The organism is Ureibacillus chungkukjangi (assembly GCF_003217295.1).
Taxonomy (GTDB): Bacteria; Bacillota; Bacilli; order Bacillales_A; family Planococcaceae; genus Ureibacillus; species Ureibacillus chungkukjangi.
The window spans coordinates 36,337-59,345 of sequence record NZ_QJTJ01000010.1; the positions used below are offsets into that span (position 1 = coordinate 36,337).

At 35.8% G+C, this 23,009-nt stretch carries 22 protein-coding genes and 1 riboswitch; of the genes, 14 read left to right on the forward strand and 8 right to left on the reverse strand.

Annotation, left to right across the window (positions count from 1 at the left end; translation table 11 throughout):
- Window positions 1-77: 77 nt before the first annotated feature.
- The 4 genes from BJ095_RS09315 to BJ095_RS09330 all read left to right on the forward strand — a co-directional run bounded on the left by BJ095_RS09315 (window position 78) and on the right by BJ095_RS09330 (window position 4,146).
- Window positions 78-1,052 carry a BMP family lipoprotein gene (locus BJ095_RS09315; RefSeq protein WP_107935181.1) on the forward strand — a complete coding sequence of 325 codons (975 nt, stop codon included), beginning with the start codon at window positions 78-80 and terminating at the stop codon, window positions 1,050-1,052.
- Window positions 1,053-1,069: 17 nt separating this feature from the next.
- The gene (locus tag BJ095_RS09320; protein ID WP_107935180.1) at window positions 1,070-2,719 is read left to right on the forward strand and encodes a methyl-accepting chemotaxis protein; all 1,650 of its coding nucleotides are present in this window, start codon (window positions 1,070-1,072) and stop codon (window positions 2,717-2,719) included.
- A 77-nt stretch (window positions 2,720-2,796) separates the two neighbouring features.
- Window positions 2,797-3,096: a DUF6509 family protein gene (locus BJ095_RS09325; RefSeq protein ID WP_107935179.1), complete on the forward strand. Its 300-nt coding sequence runs from the start codon at window positions 2,797-2,799 to the stop codon at window positions 3,094-3,096.
- 528 nt (window positions 3,097-3,624) lie between these two features.
- A complete protein-coding gene (locus BJ095_RS09330; RefSeq protein WP_146223207.1) occupies window positions 3,625-4,146 on the forward strand; it encodes a hypothetical protein in 522 nt (173 codons plus the stop codon).
- Between the two features lie 184 nt (window positions 4,147-4,330).
- On the opposite strand, the gene BJ095_RS09335 is transcribed toward BJ095_RS09330, so the two are convergent.
- From BJ095_RS09335 to BJ095_RS09345, 3 genes are all read right to left on the reverse strand, one after another.
- The gene (locus BJ095_RS09335) at window positions 4,331-4,522 is read right to left on the reverse strand and encodes a hypothetical protein (protein ID WP_110561294.1); all 192 of its coding nucleotides are present in this window, start codon (window positions 4,520-4,522) and stop codon (window positions 4,331-4,333) included.
- A gap of 125 nt (window positions 4,523-4,647) precedes the next feature.
- Window positions 4,648-4,872 (reverse strand): hypothetical protein, encoded by a 225-nt coding sequence (locus BJ095_RS09340; RefSeq protein WP_107935177.1) that lies wholly within the window; start codon window positions 4,870-4,872, stop codon window positions 4,648-4,650.
- A gap of 62 nt (window positions 4,873-4,934) precedes the next feature.
- The gene (locus BJ095_RS09345) at window positions 4,935-5,468 is read right to left on the reverse strand and encodes a hypothetical protein (protein WP_107935176.1); all 534 of its coding nucleotides are present in this window, start codon (window positions 5,466-5,468) and stop codon (window positions 4,935-4,937) included.
- Window positions 5,469-5,710: 242 nt separating this feature from the next.
- Here BJ095_RS09345 and BJ095_RS09350 point away from each other — a divergent pair, with 242 nt between their 5' ends.
- From BJ095_RS09350 to BJ095_RS09365, 4 genes are all read left to right on the forward strand, one after another.
- Window positions 5,711-6,205, forward strand: a complete 495-nt coding sequence (locus tag BJ095_RS09350) for an NUDIX hydrolase (protein WP_107935175.1) — start codon at window positions 5,711-5,713, stop codon at window positions 6,203-6,205.
- Between the two features lie 377 nt (window positions 6,206-6,582).
- Window positions 6,583-6,996, forward strand: coding sequence for a hypothetical protein (locus tag BJ095_RS09355; RefSeq protein WP_107935174.1), 414 nt, complete (start codon window positions 6,583-6,585; stop codon window positions 6,994-6,996).
- A gap of 373 nt (window positions 6,997-7,369) precedes the next feature.
- Window positions 7,370-8,551: a CaiB/BaiF CoA transferase family protein gene (locus BJ095_RS09360; RefSeq protein WP_107935173.1), complete on the forward strand. Its 1,182-nt coding sequence runs from the start codon at window positions 7,370-7,372 to the stop codon at window positions 8,549-8,551.
- 286 nt (window positions 8,552-8,837) lie between these two features.
- A complete protein-coding gene (locus tag BJ095_RS09365) occupies window positions 8,838-9,452 on the forward strand; it encodes a C40 family peptidase (RefSeq protein WP_146223208.1) in 615 nt (204 codons plus the stop codon).
- Here BJ095_RS09365 and BJ095_RS09370 read toward each other — a convergent pair.
- Both BJ095_RS09370 and BJ095_RS18850 read right to left on the reverse strand, forming a co-directional pair.
- Window positions 9,417-10,877, reverse strand: a complete 1,461-nt coding sequence (locus tag BJ095_RS09370; RefSeq protein WP_107935171.1) for a hypothetical protein — start codon at window positions 10,875-10,877, stop codon at window positions 9,417-9,419. The genes BJ095_RS09365 and BJ095_RS09370 overlap by 36 nt on opposite strands.
- A gap of 167 nt (window positions 10,878-11,044) precedes the next feature.
- Complete coding sequence (locus BJ095_RS18850; protein WP_146223209.1) at window positions 11,045-11,233, reverse strand: hypothetical protein; 189 nt, start codon at window positions 11,231-11,233, stop codon at window positions 11,045-11,047.
- A gap of 196 nt (window positions 11,234-11,429) precedes the next feature.
- Here BJ095_RS18850 and BJ095_RS09375 point away from each other — a divergent pair, with 196 nt between their 5' ends.
- The gene (locus BJ095_RS09375) at window positions 11,430-12,359 is read left to right on the forward strand and encodes an AEC family transporter (RefSeq protein ID WP_107935170.1); all 930 of its coding nucleotides are present in this window, start codon (window positions 11,430-11,432) and stop codon (window positions 12,357-12,359) included.
- Between the two features lie 103 nt (window positions 12,360-12,462).
- On the opposite strand, the gene BJ095_RS09380 is transcribed toward BJ095_RS09375, so the two are convergent.
- Entirely contained in the window at window positions 12,463-13,956 is a 1,494-nt protein-coding gene (locus BJ095_RS09380) for a catalase (protein ID WP_107935169.1), read from the reverse strand.
- Between the two features lie 1,005 nt (window positions 13,957-14,961).
- Between BJ095_RS09380 and BJ095_RS09385 the strand changes: the two genes are divergently transcribed.
- Window positions 14,962-16,038: a nitric oxide synthase oxygenase gene (locus tag BJ095_RS09385; RefSeq protein ID WP_107935168.1), complete on the forward strand. Its 1,077-nt coding sequence runs from the start codon at window positions 14,962-14,964 to the stop codon at window positions 16,036-16,038.
- A 62-nt stretch (window positions 16,039-16,100) separates the two neighbouring features.
- Here BJ095_RS09385 and BJ095_RS09390 read toward each other — a convergent pair whose 3' ends face one another.
- Both BJ095_RS09390 and BJ095_RS09395 read right to left on the reverse strand, forming a co-directional pair.
- The gene (locus tag BJ095_RS09390; protein WP_235867623.1) at window positions 16,101-16,655 is read right to left on the reverse strand and encodes a restriction endonuclease; all 555 of its coding nucleotides are present in this window, start codon (window positions 16,653-16,655) and stop codon (window positions 16,101-16,103) included.
- Between the two features lie 81 nt (window positions 16,656-16,736).
- Entirely contained in the window at window positions 16,737-17,951 is a 1,215-nt protein-coding gene (locus tag BJ095_RS09395; protein WP_107935167.1) for a CynX/NimT family MFS transporter, read from the reverse strand.
- Window positions 17,952-18,374: 423 nt separating this feature from the next.
- Here BJ095_RS09395 and BJ095_RS09400 point away from each other — a divergent pair, with 423 nt between their 5' ends.
- From BJ095_RS09400 to BJ095_RS09415, 4 genes are all read left to right on the forward strand, one after another.
- On the forward strand, window positions 18,375-19,829 hold the full coding sequence (locus BJ095_RS09400; RefSeq protein ID WP_107935166.1) for an amino acid permease: 1,455 nt from the start codon (window positions 18,375-18,377) through the stop codon (window positions 19,827-19,829).
- Window positions 19,830-19,943: 114 nt separating this feature from the next.
- Window positions 19,944-20,630 (forward strand): RNA 2'-phosphotransferase, encoded by a 687-nt coding sequence (locus tag BJ095_RS09405; RefSeq protein ID WP_107935165.1) that lies wholly within the window; start codon window positions 19,944-19,946, stop codon window positions 20,628-20,630.
- A 183-nt stretch (window positions 20,631-20,813) separates the two neighbouring features.
- Window positions 20,814-20,915: riboswitch (purine riboswitch) on the forward strand.
- 145 nt (window positions 20,916-21,060) lie between these two features.
- The gene (locus BJ095_RS09410; protein ID WP_107935164.1) at window positions 21,061-21,633 is read left to right on the forward strand and encodes a xanthine phosphoribosyltransferase; all 573 of its coding nucleotides are present in this window, start codon (window positions 21,061-21,063) and stop codon (window positions 21,631-21,633) included.
- A 43-nt stretch (window positions 21,634-21,676) separates the two neighbouring features.
- Window positions 21,677-22,978, forward strand: coding sequence for a nucleobase:cation symporter-2 family protein (locus BJ095_RS09415; RefSeq protein ID WP_107935163.1), 1,302 nt, complete (start codon window positions 21,677-21,679; stop codon window positions 22,976-22,978).
- Window positions 22,979-23,009: the final 31 nt, after the last annotated feature.

Genomic DNA, 23,009 nt, shown 5'->3' on the forward strand with positions numbered 1-23,009 from the left:
TTATTAAAAATCGTGCAATTTTCACAAAATTTCAATAATACAAACGAATAAAATATACATAAGTAGGAGTTGGTACTATGAGAAAATATACCATTTTATTACTTCTGAGCATTTGTGCAGTAATTCTATCTGCCTGCTCGAACAATGGTGAAGAAAATAAAGAATCAGAGAATGTTAAGGTTGGAATTATGCTTTCAGACGCAGGATTAGGAGATCAATCCTTCTCAGATATGGGATTTGCAGGCCTTGAACAAGCACGGGATGAATTAGGAATTTCCTTTGATTATCGTGAGCTACAAGATACAGAGACTTACGAGCAAGGCTTAGAAGAATTGGTTGAGCAAGGAAATGATTTAGTTATCGGTCTAGGTTTCTCAATCCAAGAAGCACTAGAAACAGTTGCACAAAAAAATCCAGATGTTTCTTTCTTATTAATCGATTCACAATCGGAATTACCGAATGTTTATAATATTACTTTTAAAGAAGATGAAGGCTCATTTTTAGTTGGGCTATTGGCAGGTATGAAAACTCAAAGTAATGTTGTTGGGTTTGTTGGTGGAGAAGATGTAGAACTGATTCACAAATTTGAAGATGGATTTACAGCTGGAGTTAAGGCAGCAAATCCAGAGGCCAAGGTTTTAACAAATTATGCTGGAACTTTCGGTGACGATAAATTGGGTGAAAGTATTGCAAAAGAAATGATTTCAGGTGGAGCAGACTATATTTATCCTGCAGCTGGATTTACTGGCGTTGGGGTTATTCTTGAATCTCAAAGAGCGGGTACTTATTCTTTTGGTGTAGATAGTGACCAGTTCTACCTTGCTGAAGGCTCTGTTGTATCTTCAATGGTTAAACAGGTAGATGTAGCAATCTATGATACGGTTAAAGAATTAGTTGAAAATGGTTCTCTAAGTGAAAAAAATAAGCAATTAGGTTTAAAAGAAAATGGCGTTGCTATTGCACCTATTCGAGTAATTAACCTTACTCAAGCAGAGCAGGATAAGCTCGATCAGTATATCGAAGACATCTCTAATGGAACAATACAATACTAGAATAGAGGATGATGAATATGAAGTTAAAACAAAGATTATTACTACTATCAATTATTCCTCTACTACTTTCTACAGGTATTATTGGATTTAATATTAGTCAGTTATTTACATTACAATCTTCAACAGAAGAAATCGTAGACTCATTAATAGATGTTGAAGAATTAAATAGCTCTGCTAAAAGCTTACAAAAGTCTTTAGATAGCTATGCTTTTAATATTTCTGAAAGCAATAAAAATAATATCAATCAGGATTTAGAATCAGTTAAAACAAATTTCGATCAATTGAAGCCATTTCTAACAAGTGATGAACAAAAAAACTTTGCTCAAAATATTACACGTAAGTATGAGCAAATTTTGAATGAGTCTACTCCAGCGGTTGAAGCGAATAACCAAGCTGAAATTAAAAGACAATCATTCAGAACAAAAGGGTTAATCAATGATGTAATTGAGTTGAAGCGAAATATATCAGCTGAATATCAACAAATGCAAGAGGATCTACAAAGCAATATCACAAATATTATTAATATATCGATTGCATTAATTGCGATACTATTAATCGGAAGTATTGTAACAGTACTAATATTAACAAATCGAATTGTTGGTCGTATTGAACAGGTGACACGTAATGCGGAAGAAATCGCAAACGGGAACCTAGCAATCGAATTAGAGGATGTAACATCAAAGGATGAAGTAGGTTCTCTACAATTAGCATTTAAGAAGATGTCTCTGAATTTAAGAGAATTCTTGTCCCATGTACAAGATAGTTCAAGTCAGGTTGCAGCTTCATCTGAGGAGTTAATGGCAAGTGCTGATGAAACAATGAAGGGTGCTGAGCTAATTTCAGACTCGATTCAACAGGTTTCAAGTGGAGCAGAAAAGCAATCTTATATGTCAGTGGAATCTGTTCAGTCGGCAGATAAGAGTAAATCTTATGTGGATGAAATTTCGAAGAATGCTAACTTAGCACAGGAATTATCAATCTCAACAGGTAAGAAAACAGAACAAGGGTCAAATTATGTGAAAGTTACGGTTTCTCAAATGGAAAGAATTAATGAATCCGTTGAAGAAACAGATCACGCATTATCAGTCCTAAACAACCAAACAAAAGAAATCGTTAAAGTCTTATCTCAAATCACTGAGGTTGCAGACCAAACAAACTTACTTTCATTAAACGCATCGATTGAAGCAGCACGAGCTGGAGAAGCAGGAAAAGGGTTTGCAGTTGTTGCCGATGAAGTGAAAAAATTAGCTGATCAAACAAGACAGCTTGTAGCAAATATTACTGGAATCGCAAAACAAATTGATGTGGATACAGAAAAAACAGTAACTTCTATCAATGACGTAAAGGAACGCGTTCAAAAAGGATTGGAAATTGCTTCAGATACACAAACTACCTTTGGTGAAATCCAAGAGGCAGTGGGACAAGTTCAAACACAGGTAGTCAATATCACGACGATTTCAACTCAAATTGAAGTAGAGGTTTCAAAAGTATCGACTCATGCCAAAGAAATGGCAGAGGTTTCAAAACTGACTTCTGATAACTCAACATCAGTAGCGGCTACTTCTGAGGAGCAGTTAGCCTCTATGGAAGAAATCTCGGGTGCAGCAGTATCACTAGCAAATCTTGCAGAAGAATTACAAATGCGTTTATCTAAATTTACAATTTAATAAAGGTATGTGTATTATAAAACTATATACAAAAACGTTTATAGTACTTGTAAGTGAAGCGTAAGGGAGTTTGATGTATGGAGATAACACAATTTTCAATAGAAGAAATTAAAGATCCAACAAACATTATCGAAGGAAAACGTTTTGAATTCCTTTTAGATATTGAAGTCGATGAAGAAGACGAGCTATATACAGAAGCTGGTATTGAAATTCGTACGCTAGTTGGTCAAAAAGCAGATAATGAAATTTTCATCCTAAATTATTTCATAATCGACAAAGCCGATAATTCCTATTTAGATTTCGAGCTTGAAGAAGATGAAGAAGCGATGATTCTAAACTTCTGCAAGGAAGAGCTAACAAAAGAAAATATCGAGTAGAATAATAAGTTAGAAAGCATCCTGATTTTATCGGGGTGCTTTTTTCCTTTATTTGGGATATGTTAGATGTACGAAAAAGGAGAGGGGAAATGGATTTTTGAAAAATAGACAAGTTGTTTTTATAAGTTCAGGCGAAGAAATAGTAATTGAAATAGAGTGGAATGATAGCATCGAAATTATTAAGTTAAAAGATTACTAATTTCCTTATTACATACAAATAGCCTAGCTACCAAAATGGGCACCAGGCTATCTCACGTATAAAGGGAGCTAATGCTATGAAGGATAGCTTCTAGCTCGATATTAATCATACTTTAATTCTGTAAAAAATAGGGTGTTTTTACAAAGTCTTAATAATAATTAATAAAATTAATAATTCCAAAAGAAAGGTTTTCAATTGAAATTAGCGTGTAATGCACTTATTGTTTAAAATGGAAAAAAATGAAACGAAAATACTAAATGAACGTATAAAAAAGGAAGGGGTAATTAGCGAAAGGGGATAAAGTTATGTACGATGGAGTTTCGTTTAGGATGGGTATTTTCATAGCGATTATAGTAATCATTTTGCTTGGTGGATTTACTATTTTTTTCAGTCCATTATTTGTACTTTCTATTTTTTATTTTGATAGTAATAATATTGTGATTTCCCCGGTAACCGAGAACTACATCTATTTAACCTTATCATTTGTCGTATTAATAATAGGTTTAGCCATTTTAGCATGGCGGCGAAAATTTGTTACCTATACTCTATTCACACTTAGCCTCCTTATGTTTGTCGCGCTGTACTACGCATCTACAATCGGTCATTTTGTCATTCATGATGAATACGTCAGGGTACAATCTGCGTTTAACAAACAACAATTTGCATGGCCAGACATTGAGAAAATTTATTATGAATATGAGGTTGGCTTCCCAGGTACCTACAGCTTCTACTCTGGAGAAAACGTAGTAACTATAATAGAAACAGGTCAATTTACATCGGGTGTTTCAAGCGAGATTACCAAACGCGCACACCTTTACGATATTCCGTTTGAAAAGCAGCAAAAGAAATGACGTGAGAAGAACGATGTAACGTAATCGTTTTTTGTATGAACATAAAACTTAACGTACATGAAATGGTCTATGCGCACGCAAAAAAGGCTGAACGCACATAAGCCAGGTCTAACAGCTCCTGTTATTCTTCAAGCGATAAATAAAAAAGCCTTAATTCCTATAGAATCAAAGATTCACATACTAATTATTTTATCTCAGCAATCAATTCTAAATTACTCATTTGGAAAAAGACATTTAGTTTCTTTAAAAATACATCCTTTATTTCTTCCTCTTGCTCAACACTAATTGCTTCTGGATAGGCAAAGGTAATCCCCAATTTTCCTTCGTCGGGTGGATTTAACATGACACCTTTTCCTACAATCAGAGCATTTGTCATTGCAGCTAAATTTTCTAGTATATTTTATTAGAAAACTCACTAAAATCCCCCTCGTACCTTGAAAAAATCCAGTTATAGTATTTTGTATTTTCCATAGGAATAGGTTCCGGATGATATAAAAATTGCTAGTCCATAGACATTATCTCAGGAAAATCACAAACAATTTCAGTAGTTGCTATTCTTTGTAACTCAATTTCATCTTCTGTAGGTTCGGTATCGTAATAAACAATCCACGTTAGTTTATCACCAACGATTGTTGAATAGATTGCTTTTACATTTTTAGTGACCCTATTAAAAAGTGCTCTTTGTGCACTTAGAATAAGTGAAAGATCTCGATTGCATATAGGCAATTTTTATCCTCCTTAAGAAAGAAAATTGTCATGTGAAGGAGCTTATTTTAATCCTTGGTTTCTTAACTTTCATTATCAACTGACTCAATTGTCTCAAAAATTCGAGAGTATACATCTAAAACGTTGGTGTCATTGACCGTATCGTTATACAGCCCGAATCCCCAATATTGCCCTTTTTCGCTTAATTGATAATATCCTAGTGCATAAGCTCCTGAATCCAAATCGTAAGCTTCCTCGTAATCTATATCTTCATGTATAAATGGATAGTACGACTTTTCCGATTCAATAAAGAAAAAAGGAATATTTGCAGTTTTATAGACTTTTGCATAAGGAGCGGTTGCGGCTTCAGATAAATGCTCCTTCATAATAAATACTGAATCATAGGCCGAAGAAAGATTTTTTAGGTTAATCTCTTCTAGATCAATCTCTTTGAATTGGATATTTTCCTCTCGAACCTCTGGCGCTTTTCCCACAACAGCAATCGTTAAGGACTTACCATCATACAGAGGACTATCCTCCACCTCATTTTTATCCTCAACACAAGCAGATAAAATAGAAACCACAAGCATTAGAAGCAGTATGATTCTAAACTTCATAATTTAAAATTCCTTTCAACTGTATGTAAAATATTAGATTATTATAAAATTTTAACATATAATTCTATCTAAATTGTAACTTTTTGGTATGGGAATCGTAAATGTAGTAGATAATATCTTATCGCCTTTTGGAGGACGGTTATTTGATGGCTTTCGATTAGAAACGAAATAAAGTGGGACTTGGCTAATGCAATTTATTAGGGTAAATTTGACCAACTAGTAATCGTATGGAGGGGATTCTATTGACTTCTACTTATGTAAATTGGGGAGAATCAATAATTAAACTAACTTGGGAAAAGAGCAATGAGCTTCCTAAAAAACAGTTAATCACAAGTGTACATGGCTTTTGTTTTCAGGATAATCAATTATTGCTAGTGGATTTAAATCATAGAGGCTGGGATTTTCCAGGTGGTCATATCGAATTTGGTGAGACACCAGAAGCGTGCTTTAAACGGGAGACTATGGAAGAAGGGTATGTGGAGGGCGATTGTGAATTGTTAGGCTACATTACCGTTGACCATAGTGAAAATCCTGCATGGACAGAAAGTAGCCCTTACCCGAAAATCGGATTCCAAGTGTTTTATAAAATGGAAATAACGAAACTGCATGCATTCGATGGCAAATACGAATCTACACAACGTATTTTTATAAATCCAAATGATGTGTCTACATACTACTCAAAATGGAATGATTTCTATCAAGAAATACTAAACTGCACCACGAAATCCATTTTGTAAAACTTAAAAAAAGGGAGTAAGTTAGAGTTTCTTGTGAAGTGGGGAATTATTTGAAAATAGTAAATGGGATATAAGGATTTATAGTAATTTTTTTGGCTTGTTATTCTTAAATATTACTTCAAGTAATCCTGATAGAACGCTATTCTATAAGAGCATAGGTTTGATGATTCTTTTATTAGGAACCTATCTCTTAAATAAAAAAATGACTAAATAAAAAAACTGACTAAAAAATTAGGTTAATGATCGCCTTTTGAATTAAATAAAATTTTTCGTGCATAATATCAAAGTTAAAGCTTAATAATATCTTTATTCCTAACTCATTGTAGTTCAAACAAAATGAGTCTATGCGAATGAATAAGTAAAAAGGATTGAACAACATGACTTACAAAAGACTTACTTCAGTATTTGTAGCTTTAGTCTCTGCATTATTTCTCAACATTTCAATGGCTGAGGGCAAAATAGCGGATGTTCCTTATTCAGATAGCCCTGAGATACAGGAAGAAAACAGAAAGATGCTAGAGGAGATGGAGGATTACCTATTCAATGATAATGGCATTATGGAGCAAGTCTCTGATGTTTTGTTGAAAAATGGGTATAAGACTCGAACAGCACTAGCCTTTTATTCGAAAGAGAATATTCAGCTTAAATTCATCTTAGTCGATAAAGAAGCAACAGAGGCCGAGCAAGAGAAGGTGAAGTCCATCTTCTTTGAATTAGTTGATAAAAATAATTTAGATCCGAATGCCTTCACTATTAAAGTGGGCGATGAAAATGATGGACCAGATTGGTAAGCTTAAAAAACAATTGTAAGAACCTCATCCAATAAAGGGTGGGGTTCTTTTTATTTACTAGTTTTGTTGGATGCCTCTTTTCTTTAATCGGTGTTATTATGTAAAAAAATGTTAATAGGAAATTTAAAATTTTCATTCTTAAAGTATAATTATAATGAAAATGTACGTTCTACCGTAAACTTGTACATATTTATCCCTTTTACCCCATATAATTTTCAGATAATTTACACTATAATGTTTTTATGATATACAAATTAATGGAAATACCTGTTATAATACTGTTATGTTTATTTTAATCTGTATTATAACAAAATGGATAAGGTAAATAGATGTGTACATTGTACAATTCATTTTGTACTTAGGGGGATGGGAAATGACAATTTTAAAGGGGTTAAAAATTCTCGATTTTTCTTCATTATTGCCTGGTGCATTTACGACGATGATGTTTGCGGACTATGGAGCAGATGTTATCCATGTGGAATCTTCACGAAGGGTTGATATGATGCGGATTATGCCTCCATATAATGAGGAGAAGGAGTCCTATATTCATCAGCATTTAAACCGTTCTAAGAAATCACTTACACTCAATTTAAAAACACCTGAAGCAATTGAAATCGTAAAGTCATTGATACAGGAATACGACATTGTCATTGAAGGGTTTCGACCAGGGGTGATGGAGCGTTTAGGTATCGATTATGAGTCTCTAAAAGCAGTAAATCCAAAGCTTATCTATTGTTCGATCACAGGATATGGACAAACTGGTCCTTATCAGCATCGGCCAGGCCATGATAATAACTACCTTTCCATTGCAGGGGTTCTCGATCATTCTCGCTTTAAGGGTAAAAAGCCGGTTGCAATGGGCATTCAAATTGCCGATATTGCAGGTGGGACATTGCATGCAGCAGTAGGGGTGCTTGCTGCAGCTTTACATCGTGAACAAACGGGTGAAGGCAAGTATATTGATGTCTCTATGACAGATGCTGCTTTTACTTTAAATGCTTTATATGGAACTTCATTTTTAGCAAGTGGACAATTAGCAAAGCCAGAAGAGGAGATTTTGAATGGTGGGACTTTTTATGATTACTATCAAACAAAGGACGGTCGCTATTTCTCTGTTGGCAGTCTAGAGCCGCAATTTAGAAAGCTACTATGTGAGGCACTTGATATACCAGAGCTCATTCAAAGTACTTTTAATGATTCTTCTTACACACAAAAGCGTTTCAAAGAAGCCATTAAGGATGCCTTCCTAACTAAAAATTTTGACGAGTGGCTTGAAACTATTCAAGATTTCGATGGCTGTGTTGAGCCGGTCTTAACCTTTGAAGAAGCCTCTAATCATCCACAGCTTCGAGCTAGACAGATGGTAGTTGAAGTACCTGATGCTGAAGGGAAAATGCAAAAACAAATTGGTACAGCTATTAAGTTTGACCAAATCGAGCCGACATATAACTTTGTTGGGGCGAAGTTAGGTCAGCATACAAAAGAAATCTTAACAAAAATGGGTTATTCAGAGGAACAAATTATTCACTTCAATGAAAGTGGCGTTTTAGAATAATTCACTTATGTACAACGATGAAGGGTTTCAGAAGTATTAATATCTGGACACCCTTCTTTAAGTGGATGTAAAATTGGTAGCTGTGGATTTCATAAAACGCCTATAATTGTCAAAGAATAATTAGAATTACGTGTACGTTTTACTATTTTTGAAACTTTTTCCACTAATAAACGTATATTTTCATAGAGAAGAACCAAAATTAAGGAAATCTTCATATATTTAATAATTTAATCTTCACGATTTCTTGTTATTATAGAGAGAGAAATTTAGTTTGCGAGGTGATGAGATGAGCAAGATGATTTATATTGTGCTGACAAAAACAAAAACTGTATTATCAAAGGCAATCCAAATCTATACACAGCATGATTTTAATCATGTCTCGATCTCCTTTGATCCTAAATTAAAAGAGATGTATAGCTTTGGGAGAAAAAATATCAATAACCCTTGGATTGGTGGTTTTGTGCATGAAAATCCATCCTCCACCTTGCTAAGAGAATCTAACTGTGTAATTCTTGCTTGTCCAGTTACCAATCAGCAGTATACGCTACTGAAAAATAGAATTACTTATTATAAGAAAAATGAAAATGAGTACAAGTATAATTTCATAGGCTTGTTTGGTGTTGCATGTCGTGTGAAAATAAAAAGAGAGAGAGCCTTTTTCTGCTCTCAATTCATTTCTACTCTATTTGAAGAGGCCGGCTTGCCCCTGTATGGAAAAAGTCCGTATTTTATGCAGCCGAATGATTTCGTCCATCTACCTTACTTATCTTTTATTTATAAGGGAACGATAGAGGATTATATCGGTGAAGCACGAGAAATACAGAAGAAAAGAAGATCTCTTTCCACAATACACGCTTTTGCAATTTCAGCTCTTTACATGGGCAGAAACAAAGTCTCTTAAATCAGCAAAATGAGTATCTATTTTTAAATACTTCTTATAGACTTCCATGAGTTTCTCGAAAAGTTCATAGTGTTCTGTTACAAAAAGCGCTTTTAGAACGTTGCATATATGCTTTGATGTCATATAGGCTATTTCGAAAAAAGGGCTTTTTTCTTCTGGGTAATTTTGCAACCAAATTTCAATCGACTGTACAACATGCTGAGGCGAGTCATGGACAATATAAGCAATATCTCGTTGTACAGTTGCCTCTATTTTAAAAATGGCATCCTCGTCAAATTGCTCACGATTAAAGTATTCATATAAACTAATGCATGAGGCGATTTCATGCTGTTTAAGAAGCTCCACAACCTCATAGTATTTGTGGTTTTGCACCAATGCATCGATAAGAATATAAAAGATTTGCTCTAGATAGTTATTGTCATAGCGTTTTACAAGAGTATTCGGCTCTGGCTTAAAATTCGGCAAAACATCACTATACTCTAAAAATAACTCAATGGCATGATTGACTAAACGATCATTTTCAATAAGGTATTTTCCAAACTCAATTACTCTTGCAGTATCATTATGCTCAGCAGCAGTAATCGCTTGAATATATGATAATAGCGTATACTCCTTCTCAGACAAAGCCCATTTTCCATTTCCCCATGAAGAAATAATTTCTTCTATAAGGGAATCGACCTTTCTAAAATGCCGTTTTCCACCATTAAAATGAGAGATTAAATTATAAAGGTGAAGCTCCTTCAAATGATAGGAACGAATATTTTCTTGATCTAGAAACGAAATCAGATGATTGGTAATAATAACGGATTGATTTAAGGTGAAATGGCTTTCTAATAATGATTTGAAATGCTTAATTAATTCATTGGCATTATGAATTGTAGCTAAGGACGTTTGCATAAAAAGAGAGTAAATTTTTTTGATAAATAAAACATCCCAAAATTCATGATTATCATTAAGAATAGTATGTACAAAGTATTTATTGCCTACCTGGTAGACGTAAATTTGTCTTAAGCCACCAACTGATTTTGATTTCGCGATCTTAACCTCTTTCCCAAAAACAAGCCCAATCAAGCTTTCGAATTCTAATCGATTATGTATAGTGATATAGTCATGAATAGCTTTTTTTCCTGAATTTGATGAAAAATATGCTTCTAAGCGATCATTTGCATTTTCAAGATCAATCTTTGTTTCCTGTAGAGTTGCATGTAGAAATAAATCCACATTTCCCCAGTATTTTTGAGCTAATGTAATAATGAGATTTTGGGCTCTAGTTTTTGTAACTAATATTGAATCAAGTGGAAGTAATGCGCCAAAAATCTCATGATGAAATGCCTCACTGTGAGTAAGATTCAAAATAGCATCTTCAAGGGGCTCTCCAATTATTCCTTTAGTGGCATTCAGTAGTTGTTCATCAACTTTTAGCATAGCAATCTTCCTTCCAAAGAAAAATCATACTCAAAATATATCAGATAATTTTGCTTTATTGTACGAAAAAATCCGATTTACCTAATTTTGTTAATTTTAAAATGCTCATTTTAAAGAAAAAAACGTCTAGATAAGGAGGGATAGGGGACTCCTTTTTAGACGTTTTATTATTTCTTTTTCGGCTTCTCTTTTAAAGTGAAGGCCGATAAAATCGTTGCGATATAAACAGCGGCTGTAAATATGATGCTTCCAATCGGTAATTCGCCAGTATTTGAATAGGTTCTTATTAAACTAATCGTAAATAGGACAGAGATGAATAGGCATATAAAGAAATGTCGTTTATTGCGTGATTTCATAGATAACCTCGTTTAAATGTATTTACCTTGATGGTAACAGAGCAAAAGAAGTGCTGGCAATTGTTTCGTCCATTGTTCGCTGAATTGTCACGCTTATAATAAATTCAGCTTGGATATTTTCAAACATTTCATATTAAACCGTAAAGAGGTAAAATAAGGATATTAGATCGTATGTACAGAAAGGATTTAGTGAACGATGACCTATCTAGCGATGATATTCTACCAAATCGTTGCACCAATTTTAGTATTACTGGCAATTGGTGCAGGATTACAGAAGAAATTTCAATTTAATTTAAAAGCGATGTCACAGTTGATTGCGTACTGCTTCATGCCGGTAGCTGTATTTCTTAATATCTATGAAACTTCTATCGAAATGACAGTTCTTGGACAGGTAGCATTATTTATAACAATATTTATAGGGAGCCAGATGATTTTAAGTCACTATATTGCCAAGCTACTAGGACTCGAGACAAGTGAGTCAGCTGTTTTCAAAAATAGTGTTGTCCTTATAAACTCAGGAAACTATGGGATTCCTGTTGCCCAAATGGTATTTGCAACTCAGCCAATAGGTGTAGCCATTCAAGTGATACTTGTAATATTTCAAAATGTAACGACTTATACATATGGCTTGTATAATTTAATTTCAGCTACCAAATCCGGTGCAGAGATTGTCAAAGACTTTTTGAAAATGCCAATTGTCCATGCACTGATTTTAGGTGTTCTACTGAATGTTTTCGATATTCAAATCCCACAAACCTTTAGAATCCCTCTTGACCATATAGCGGGTGGATTTGTGGCAGTCGCTTTAATAACACTAGGTGCACAGCTTTCTCAAATCGAATTAAAGACCATGATGAATAGAACCGTTTTTATAAGCTGTTTTACAAGATTAATAGTAGGTCCGCTTGCTGCCTTGCTTTTTATTTATCTGCTAAAAATCGATGGGGTAGTTGCACAGTCCCTTTTAATAGCAAGTGCTTTCCCAACTTCTCGAAATAGTTCAAGCTTGGCTCTTGAATATGATGTAGAGTCAAATACTGCTGCACAAACAGTATTATTTTCTACCATTGTCAGCTGCTTAACAGTAACCTTTGTAATTTATCTTTCAGACGTGCTATTTGGTTAAATAAAAAAGCTTCGTAATTCATTGAAATTACGAAGCTTTTATTATTGGATTGGATATCAATGATAAGTAGACAAGCAAGCAAATAGGCTTATCTAATTTACAATTATTGACCTACTGTAGCTAAGTAAGGGTTTGAAAGGTCCATACCATCTAAAGTTAAGCCAAGAGCTTTTGCAACACCTTCACCGTAAGCTGGGTCAGCTAGGTAGCAGTGTAAGATGTGACGGCGTTGAATGAATTCTTCTACACCTTGTAAGTTTTCTGCAGTGTTTTGGAATAAAACTTCTTTTTGCTCTGCAGACATTAAGTTGAATAATTTACCTGGTTGCTCGAAGTAGTTGTTGTCATCTTCGCGGAAGTCGTAGATGTCAGCACCACCGTCTAATGCTAAAGCAGGCTCTTTATATTGTGGTTGAGCTTGTAATGCATTATAGCTATTTGGATAGTAAGTTAAAGCACTACCGTTGTTTCCGTCAACACGGCCTTGACCATCGCGGTGGTAAACCATGAATGGGCAACGTGGTTGGTTAACTGGAATTTGGTAATGGTTCACACCTAAACGGTAACGAGTTGCATCTTGGTAAGCAAATAGACGCGCTTGTAACATACGGTCAGGAGAGAAACCAATACCAGGTACTACGTTAGATGGAGCGAATGCTGCTTGCTCTACATCAGCGAAGTAGTTTTCTGCATTTTTGTTTAACTCGAATTCACCAACTGGAATTAATGGGTATTCAGATTTGTACCAAACTTTAGTTAAGTCGAATGGGTTATCTTTAGAATTGCGAGCTTGTTCCTCAGTCATCACTTGGATGTACATTTTCCATTTAGGGAAATCGCCTTTTTCGATTGAATCGAATAGGTCACGTTGAGAAGATTCACGGTCTTGACCGATTACTTGTGCAGCTTCTTCACCAGATAAGTTTTTGATACCTTGTTCAGAACGGAAAGTGAACTTCACGTATACACGCTCATTTTCAGCGTTGATCATTGAGTATGTGTGAGAACCAAATCCGTGCATATGACGGTAGCCGTCTGGAATACCACGGTCAGACATTACGATTGTTACTTGGTGTAATGCTTCAGGTAGGCTAGTCCAGAAATCCCAGTTACTATTAGCGTTGTGCATGTTAGTTTTTGGGTCACGTTTAACAACGTGGTTTAAATCTGGGAAGTGTAATGGGTCACGGAAGAAGAATACAGGTGTGTTGTTACCAACTAAATCCCAGTTACCTTCTTCAGTGTAAAATTTAAGTGCAAATCCGCGGATATCGCGCTCTGCGTCAGCTGCACCACGTTCTCCAGCTACTGTAGAGAAACGAGCGAACATTTCTGTTTTCTTACCAACTTCAGAGAAGATTTTTGCTTTTGTATATTTAGTAATGTCATGAGTTACTGTGAAAGTACCAAATGCACCTGAACCTTTAGCGTGCATACGACGTTCCGGGATAACTTCACGGTTAAAGTTTGCTAATTTCTCAATTAAGAAAACGTCTTGTAATAAAATTGGGCCACGACGACCAGCTGTTAATGCATCGTCATTGCTTACAACTGGAGTACCAGTAGTAGTAGTCAAACGTTGATTATTGTTTGTCATGTTTGTACCTCCTAAAATAAATTAAACTCTTCAAAAATGAGTATATCAAAACCACATCATAATTTCTACTAAATTATAATTATTCTTTTTAAGAAATCTTTATATTTAATGAACAATTTGTAATATTTAAATTTTGCAGAATTGAGAGTGCTAGGTGGTAACTATGGAGTATGAAAAGCGAGCGGACGCAACACTGTGAATGATTATGGTGATTTGGACTGTACGTATTTACAAGTGTTATTTGTAATCATTTTAATACAATAGTAGCTAATTGTGATGTGATAAAAATCACTCTTATTGAAAATAGGATGTTCTAATTGAAAATAGCGGGGAATTATTTTTCTCGGGCATTCTTTCTATCTATTATTATATAAGATAAACATAAAATTTGGAAAGAAATTAGATTGTTTGAAAATAGGGTGGAAGTTTTGTGGAATTGAAGAAGCGTTCCGACGTATCCTATTGCAGGATTTCTAGCTGGGGAAGTGCTTGGATGGGGTGAGATGAAATGTGTAAGGGAGTGGGAATCGTAGTGGGATGCGTTTCATAGATGGGATGAAACGCGTAAGGGATGGGAAATTGGATCGGGATGCGTTTCATAGGTGGAATGAAACGCATAAGGGATGGAAAATTGTATCGGAATGAGTTTCATAAGCGAAATGAAACTCATTAAAGGAGTAAAATTGAAGTGAGTCGCGTTTCAGTAGTGAGATGAAACGCATCAAAAAGAACAAAGCTAATCAAAACGCATTCCACAATCAAGCATTAATACAATTTTAAAATAAAACCATATTAGTAATAATTTTAGTTAAACCAGGCAAATCAAACCTCCACCATACTCTGAGTATTCCAAAATCAATCCCAATTGAGCTCAACCACCTCACACTAATCCCTCAATTTTGTCCATTCTTAGTCATATATATAAAGTACATCTTTTATCCCACAGCGAATTCGTTGAGTTCCCGAATTTCATTCCTATAGAATAGAGGTATGGAGGAACTAACCATGACATTATTACACGAGCAAAATGATAAACAACAAAAAGAAACGATTGAGTTTTTAACTTTATATAAGAATGAAAACGCTTTACCTGATCAATGGCTGAGCGATCGATTAGATGAAGTCGCAAAAACGGGAGAGTACACTCCAACGACTGAGGAATTAACCTTTGGAGCTTGGGTTGCTTGGCGAAATAGTAACCGATGTATCGGGCGGCTTTTTTGGAATTCGCTAAAGGTATTTGATGAGCGTCATTTAGAAACTGCCGATGAAATATATGAAGCACTTTTACGACATATTGCTTTCGCAACAAATGGCGGTAAGATTCGCCCAACCATCACAGTTTTTAAGCCGAACTCAGTTAGAATCTGGAATTATCAATTGATTCGCTATGCGGGCTATGAAACTGAGAAAGGGATTATTGGTGACCCTGATTCTATAGAACTTACACGAATATGTGAGGAACTTGGTTGGAAAGGGGAGCGAACACCCTTTGATGTATTGCCGTTAGTAATTCAAATGGGACAGAACGAGCCAACACTATTTGAAATACCGAAAGAACATATACTAGAAGTGGCAATCCGCCATCCACACTATGAGGAACTGTCACAGTTGAATCTAAAATGGTATGGAGTGCCAATGGTTTCGAATATGAAGCTGAGCGTCGGCGGGATAGAGTATAATGCGGCACCATTTAATGGCTGGTATATGGGAACTGAAATTGGAGCGCGGAATTTAGCGGACACAAATCGTTATAATTTATTGCCAGCGGTGGCGCAAATTATAGGGCTTGATACAAAATCGAATATTACACTTTGGAAGGACCGAGCTCTTGTTGAGTTAAATCTGGCTGTCCTTCATTCCTTTAAAGAGGATGGGGTTAGTATTGTCGATCATCACACGGCAGCACAGCAGTTCAAGCTATTTGAACAACAAGAGGTAGATGCAGAGCGTCAGGTAACAGGAAATTGGACGTGGTTAATTCCACCGGTTTCCCCGGCGACTACACATATTTTCCACAAACCGATTGAGAACCTTATAAAAAAACCGAACTACTTTTATCAAAAAAGTCCTTTTAAATAAACAAAAGGAGCTCCTCCAAACCGAGAAGCTCCTTTTTGCATACCGCATTCACATGATTTGAACTAGCGTTTTTTCAAAATCATATCAATTAATTCATCGCGGTCGATTAAATAGACATCGTTTGACTCGGCCAGTTTTTCGGCCTGTCTAGTGAAATAGCTGTTTGTCACAACCCAGCCCTGAGTTGCCTCGTACATCTTGAGGGCACCGATGATTTCCTGAACGGCTTTTACCCCAACATTTCCAGAATAGCGTTTTGCCTGAACTGCGATAATATCGTCACGGTCTTCTAAAATCAAATCAGCTCCATAATCTCCAGAAGCCTTCGTATAGGAAACGTCATAGCCGCGTTTATCAAAAAGGTGACCTAAGAATTCTTCAAACTCTTCACCTGTCATTTCATCAATTTCTCTTATACCCGCTCTTCTTAAACGGGCAGAGCCTCTTGTGCTTAGCCAAATTTTAAAAATGAGCAGCAGGAAAAGGAAAACAACCATTGCAACAATGGCACCATTCATGTTCCCTGTATAATGCCAGCCAAAATAACCAACAGAAAGCAGTCCGAGTATAGGAATTAATCGAATTCGTGATTTTTTTTCTTCTTTGTTCTTTCCCAACAAGGTAAACCCCTTTTGCGTACAATTTATAATATTATAGCACAAAAAGGGTACATATGTTTGCTTTTAAACCTTCAATAATTATAAATACCGATCTTTAGCACTTACGAAGGCAGTAAAGAATAAAATTATCGCGGATATGATAAACAAAATATTCGGTGTGTTCCAGCTTCCTGTCGTGTCATGTAAGAGTCCGAACAATACAGGACCAGCTGCAGCAAGCAAATAACCGATTGATTGAGCAAATCCAGAAATTTGAGCTGCTTCGTATGCAGTCTTTGTACGAAGTGTAAAGAGCATCATAATTATCCCGAATGAGGCTCCCGCCGCTAAGCCAATGCAAATCATCCAAACTGCAGTAAAATCCGTAAGTCCTAACAGTAATCCACTAAAACCAATGATATAGAGTGCTGTAAACATATACACGATTGGGCGTTGAGAACGTAGCTTTTCGGCAATAATCGGAATAAGAAACGTCATTGGGATTTGAGCCATTTGCATCATGGAGGTCAACCAACCAGCCTTGTCTGCACTATAGCCTTGTGAAACCAAAATTTCTGGCACCCATGAGATGGAACAATAAAATAATAGAGACTGGAATCCCATTGAAATTGCGATAGCCCATGCTAAAGGCTTTTTCCAAATTTTTATCTCTGGTACATCAGTTGTACTGTTTGAAAGTGTAGCTAAATTCACCTTCTCACCACGTAGAAGTGGCGTCCAAACGACTAATGTGATGAGGGTTAAGATAACCGATACACAAAGAGCACCCTGCCAGCCCCAAGCAGTATTTGTGGCAATTGGATTACTAATTCCAACGGCTATTGCTGCCGAGATATTCATTGATACTGTGTAAATACCGGTTAATAATCCAATTTGTAATGGATACTTTAGTTTAAAAAAGCTTGGGACTAAGACATTGCCGAAAGAAATAGCAACGCCAATTAAAGCCGTTCCGAAAATTAACAATGATGTTGTTCCAAGTGAACGTAAAATAATTCCTATCGTCAGTAAAATAACCGAATAAAATAAAGTCTTTTCTATGCCAATTCTTCGAGAAATGCGCGGTGCAAATGGTGATACGACCGCAAATGCAAGTAAAGGTATGGTAGTCAAAAATCCTGCAAGGACATTAGAAATTCCAAGTCCATCGCGAATAGAAGAAATAACAGCTCCTACTCCTGTTAACGGTGTTCTAAGTGTGCTAGCTAAGAAAATAATCGCAATAACGAAAAGTAATGTAGAGGATGTAATGGGCAGCCTCTTACTTTTATGAGTGGCATTTGTAGTAGTCATTTTTCTCCTCCATCTAATGTATGTGAAAATTCTACAAATTAAAAAATAGAATTTTTCGTGTTAAACTATTATTTAAACCAACTTCTATCTTACATCTATATGTAACTTTGGGATAGTGGTGATTTCAATAAAATCACATAGGCTTCGATGTATGTATGCCTGCTTTTATTTTAAAAAATCAGGTAAACTTTCATAGAAAAACGTATGCCATAAGGTGTTAACTTTATGCTCTTTGATAAGTATCTAGGAGATAAAAACATGTAACCTTCCAAGGCACTTCTAACACTAAAGTAGTGTCCATTTACACATTTAAGTTAACATACCATCGCATTTGTGATGGTTTTTATTTTTTCAGGGTATATGTTTCTGTTGGAAAGATTGGACATACTAAAACTGAGTGTATTTTAAAGGAGATTTTTTTGCATGAGTGACAAAAATAGTAATAATAATCAACCCGAGCTAAAAAGGGGCTTAAAAAGTCGTCATATTGCGATGATTTCTCTTGGCGGAACAATCGGGACAGGCTTATTTTTAGCTAGTGGTGCGTCCATTGCACAGGCTGGACCAGGTGGTGCTCTTGTTGCATACGGAGTAATTGGGATTATGGTCTATTTCCTTATGACAAGTCTTGGGGAAATGGCAGCTCACATGCCAACATCAGGGTCATTTAGTACATATGCAACAAAATTCGTAGACCCTGCCTTTGGATTCGCAATGGGGTGGAATTATTGGTATAACTGGGCAATCACAATTGCCGCAGAAATTGCCGCAGTATCGCTTATTATGAAATATTGGTTCCCTGATAGCTCTTCCGCAATTTGGACAGTATTATTTATTGTTGTTGTATTAACATTTAACCTATTATCTGTAAAAGCCTATGGGGAAAGTGAATATTGGTTTGCGATGATTAAGGTAGCAACGGTAGTTATTTTTATCATTGTTTCCTTCTTAATGATTTTCGGGATTTTAAGAGGGCATGATCCAATTGGATTTGAAAACTTCTTTGTAGGAGATGCTCCATTTAATGGTGGATTCCTTGCGATTTTCGGTATTTTCCTGGCAGCAGGTTTTTCGTTCCAAGGAACAGAATTATTAGGGATTACAGCAGGGGAAACAGATGACCCGGGGAAAAACATCCCAAAAGCTGTTCGCTCCGTATTTTGGCGTATTCTGTTATTTTACATTTTAGCTATTTTAGCAATTGGCTTATTAATTCCATACACAGATTCAAGATTATTATCTGAAGATATTGCGGTTTCACCGTTTACTTTAGTATTTGATAAATTGGGAATTGCAGTTGCTGCATCTGTGATGAATGCCATTATTTTAACGGCGATGCTTTCTGCAGGGAACTCTGGACTTTATGCATCATCTCGTATGCTTTGGCAGCTGGCGGTAGATGGCAAGGCGCCAAAAATCTTTGCGAAACTGTCTAAACGAGGAATTCCAGTCTATGCATTGCTTGCAACATTGGCTGTGGGATGTCTTGCGTTTTTGTCGTCCTTCTTTGGTGATGGAGTCGTATATATGTGGCTATTAAATGCATCCGGTTTATCAGGCTTTATAGCATGGGTTGGGATTGCAATCAGTCATTATCGTTTCCGTAAAGCGTACTTGTTACAAGGGCATGATATTAACCTGCTTCCATATAAAGCGAGATTTTATCCATTCGGGCCATTATTTGCGTTAATCGTCTGTATCATTGTAATTGTTGGGCAAAACTATACAGCATTTTCTCTGGATTCAATCGATTGGTATGGAGTAGCCGTTTCATATATTGGGATTCCACTCTTTATCGCTCTATGGTTAGGCTATAAAATCAAGCATAAAACTAAAATTGTACCTTTAGAAGAGTGCGATGTTGAAACACATAGATAGTACTAAATCGGTAAAATTCAGCATAATGAGTTTTACCGATTTTTTTTATTTTTGAAAGCTGTCCTTGCTATAATGGACATAGATAAAGTACGAAAGATAAAGGGAGTAGTGAAAATGGCAGTTTCAGCGGGCTTTTTGAAAAAAATTGAGCGATGGATAATAGATGAACATTCAGGGGAAATTTTATATTTACCTTTTCAAACACTCGGCAACCCATATAAAGCTAGGGTAATACTCGTGGGAGCAAATCCAGAGCCATTGTTGGAGGTAGATGCATCTGATTCTCAAATTTTGTCGGAAACATTAGTGGATTCAGCTTTATTCAGTGATCTGTTTCAAGATGAAATTGCTGAAGCCTCTCGAGAATACAAGGGATCATTACATTTTGCCTCCTGGGTAAATGAAAATTTAAGAGAACAGGTCGTCCTTTCAAGTCTTAACGGTCTTAATCTAGAAAATGAAAATTTAAAGCAGTTAAAAAAGGGGAAGGATCCTCTGTACTTGAGGGGGTTTGAAATTTTCAAAGAAGTAATCAATGAATTTGAACCGGAATTTTTAGTCATTCAGGGATCTGCAGCATACAAACTCTTTTTGGAGCAGTACAAGGAGCAATTGATAGATATTGAAGTAGATAACATCTCTGCGTCAGTTCAGACTTTGGAAAATAGTGGAGTAATAGCGAAATTACCCCTAAAGAATGGTCGTAATGTGAATATCTTAGTTTGTAGAAGTATGGGGGCCTTCGGTAAGGAAGGAAAAACTTTTGGGGAGTTTAAAGAAAAATTAACTCAACTATTGTGATATCCTATATGAATTATGATAGTTATTGGAAATAAACACGAACGTTAACCTTGATATTTTTTAAATAAATAGCTAATTTCCGAATAATTAGAATCGTTTTATTATTTGGTATGTTATTGCAAACAAATCCATCACTGTTTATAATGAGGACATTCTTAACGAAAACTTAACATTTCGCTGTTAACAACAGCTTTTATATTCACTCATATAATAGCGAGAATATGGCTCGCAAGTTTCTACCGACTTACCGTAAATAAGTCGACTATGAGAGAAACAATGTTTAGAAACGAATGTCCGTTGTTCTATAGGTTATTTCGTATTCTATTAACTTTCGAACGCAACTCGAAAGACTTGTTCCCTCATAGCGGAATAAGTTTTTCGAGTTTTTTTGTATCTAATCATAAAAAACATAAAGAGAGGAAACTGTAGCATGCAACTATTAAAAGACAAAATTCTTAAAGAAGGCAAGGTTCTATCAGACACAGTCTTAAAGGTAGATTCCTTTTTAAATCATCAAATTGATCCACTATTAATGAAAGAAATTGGTGATGAATTCGCCAATCGCTACTCAGATCAAATAATCACTAAAATTTTAACAATTGAATCTTCAGGTATCGCGCCAGCAACAATGCTAGGACTTACAATCGGTGCTCCTGTTGTCTTTGCCCGAAAAAGAAAGTCGTTAACACTTTCAGGTAACCTTTATTCAGCAAATGTACATTCATTTACAAAGAACGAAACAAATGAAATTTCCGTTTCAAAGGACTTCATCACAGCTGATGATAACGTATTAATCATCGATGACTTCTTAGCAAACGGAGAAGCGGTAAAAGGCTTGCTTGATATTGCACAGCAAGCTGGTGCAACCGTTATCGGAGTAGGAATTGTCATTGAAAAGGGATTCCAAGAAGGCGGAATGCACTTACGTGAACAAGGAATTCGTATTGAATCTTTAGCCAACATTAAATCTTTAACAAATGGACAAGTTGAGTTTTACGATTAATTAACTAACATCTAAGGCAGCATATTAGGAGGATATTGTTCACATGAATAATGTAAAAGCAACGACACTTGGTATTCAACACTTACTTGCGATGTATGCAGGCGCCATATTAGTTCCATTGATTATTGGTGGTGCTTTAGGGTTCGATGCAACGCAAATGACGTATTTAGTAGCCATTGATATTATGATGTGTGGTATTGCAACACTTCTACAGGTAATGAGAGGAAAAGCATTTGGTATTGGTTTACCTGTAGTATTAGGATGTACCTTTACAGCAGTTACTCCAATTATTGCAATTGGTTCTGAAAAGGGAATTGGTGCAATTTATGGTGCCATTATTGTTTCTGGACTTATCGTTGTTTTAATTTCTGGATTCTTCGGGAAATTGGTTAGATTTTTCCCACCAATCGTAACAGGCTCTGTTGTAACAATTATCGGAATTTCACTTATTCCAGTAGCAGTGAACAACATGGGCGGTGGACAAGGTGCAGAGGATTTTGGTTCTGCTATTAATGTATCCTTAGCTATGATTACACTTGCTTTAATTCTAGTAATCTATCGTTTTACAACTGGATTTACTCGTGCTATTTCAATTTTACTTGGGTTAGTTATTGGTACAGTAATTGCTGTTTTCTTTGGAAAAGTAGACTTTTCACCAGTGTCAGAGGCTTCCTGGTTACATATGGTTCAACCGTTCTATTTTGGCACACCAACATTTGATTTTGGGGCAATACTTACAATGACACTAGTAGCTATGGTTTCGTTAGTAGAGTCAACGGGGGTATATCATGCTCTAAGTGATATTACGAAAAAGCCAATCGAATCGAAGGATTTATCTCGTGGTTATCGTTCTGAAGGGTTAGCTTCAATTATTGGTGGTATCTTTAATGCTTTCCCGTACACAACGTTCTCACAAAATGTAGGGCTAGTTAAAATGTCAGGTGTAAAAGAGCGTAAAGTCATTTTTATTACAGGTGGTTTGTTAGTTGCACTTGGCTTCTTACCCAAAGTTGCGGCTTTAACAACAATTATTCCAACGGCAGTACTTGGTGGAGCAATGCTTGCAATGTTCGGTATGGTCGTAACACAAGGAATTACGATGCTTGCTCCTGAAATCATGCGTTCTTCTGAAAACGCAATGATTGCTGCAATTGCGGTTGGTTTAGGTGCAGGAGTAGTATTCGTTCCAAATATTTTCGCAGTATTGCCAGAATGGATTTCTGTATTAACTTCAAACGGTATTGTATGTGGATCTGTAACGGCGATTGTGTTAAATATATTGTTCAACATTATTGGTTCGAAAAAAGTAGATGCTTTGCATACCCAGCCAATAGAGGCAAAATAAAAAATAGGGAAACTCAGGAGGTCATTTACGA